This window comes from Streptosporangium minutum (assembly GCF_002149035.1).
Taxonomy (GTDB): domain Bacteria; phylum Actinomycetota; class Actinomycetes; order Streptosporangiales; family Streptosporangiaceae; genus Streptosporangium; species Streptosporangium minutum.
On sequence record NZ_NGFP01000505.1, the window covers coordinates 1 to 1,311 of the forward strand.

General features: G+C 75.7%; 2 protein-coding genes. One reads left to right on the forward strand and one right to left on the reverse strand.

Annotated elements, in window-relative coordinates:
* Positions 1-687, forward strand: a 687-nt coding sequence (locus tag CA984_RS46940; RefSeq protein WP_207621280.1) for a hypothetical protein, incomplete at its 5' end; no start/stop codon positions are given.
* Positions 688-842: 155 nt separating this feature from the next.
* Here the strand turns inward: CA984_RS46940 and CA984_RS44045 are convergent.
* Positions 843-1,311 (reverse strand): LLM class flavin-dependent oxidoreductase (locus CA984_RS44045; protein ID WP_133061996.1); only part of this gene is annotated, 469 nt, incomplete at its 5' end.

Sequence of the window (1,311 nt, forward strand, 5' to 3'; positions counted from 1 at the left end):
GTCCTGGCCGAGGGGCTCCGGATCACCCCGGAGATCGTCCCCGAGACCACGCTCCCCGCCGCCGCGGCGACCGAGTTCCCCTCGGTCACGACCCCGCTCGGTCACGTCGGGGAAGCCGGACCGCTCACCCCGGCCGAGCAGAGCTCGCCGCTTGTCTCCGCCGAACAGACCGCGCCGTTCATCCCCGTCGAGCAGACCGGGCCGCTCACCCGCGCCGATGAGGCCGGACTGGCCGGCCTCATCGGGGAGGCCGGACTGGCCAACCTCACTCTCGCCGAGCAGGCGAGCCTGGCCCGCGCCGAGGAGGCCATCCGGGCCAGTCTCGCCCGCGACGGGCAGGGTGGCCTGGGCGATCTCTTCCGGTCCGAGGAGAGCGGCTGGACCGGCCTCACCCGCGTCGGCCGGACCGGCGTGGCCGGCCCGTCCCGCGCTCAGGGCACCGGCCCGGCCAACCGGCGCCACGACGGCCCGCAGGCCCCCTACCAGGGCAGGCGCCGCCTCCGCGAGCGCCCGGTCGTCGAGTCCTCGACCTTCGTCCAGGACGCCCCGCTACGCGGCCGGCGCCATCGCCGGTCCGAGCCCGTGGTCAGCACGACCATCCCGACCGGGCCACTCACCGCCGAACCGACCGACGTCCTGGTCCACAGCGGCTACCGGGGCCGCCGCCGGGCGAGGGTGCCGGCCTGAGGAGGCGAGGGTGCCCGCCCGAGAGGGCGAGGACGTCCGCTTGAGGCGGCTGAGATACCCGCCCGAGAGGGCGAGGGTGCCGTCGTGAAGGGGACGAGCGCGTCCGTCCGCGAGAGCGCCCGTCCGGGGGCAGCCGGCTCCGGACGCGACCGGTGCTAAAGACAGTCGGCGGCGAAGGCCGCGAGGCCGGCGACGGCGTCGCGGCTGCGGCGCCAGGGACGGACGATCATGCGATCCACGCCGAGTCCCTCCCATCGGGAGATCTCGGCGGGACCGGCGAGCTCGTAGGCGTGCGCGGTGACCGAGAAGGGGCGGTCGTCGCGGAGCGCGGCGAGCCTGTCGAGCTGAGGGCGGATCGTGTCCGGGGAGTGCGGCATGCTGATCCAGCCGTCGCAGAGCCGGGCGGCTCGCCGCAGGGCCGCGCCCGACTCGCCTCCGGCCAGGATGGGCAGCCGGTCCTGGACGGGCTTGGGTTCGAAGGCGACTTCGGGGAAGCCGTAGAAACGCCCCTCGTGCGCGACGACCGGCTCGGACCAGAGCCGCCGKGTCACCTCGATCGCCTCGTCCAGCCGTGGCCCCCGGGTGCCGAAGTCCACCCCGGCCGCCCGCCACTCCCCCTCGTAC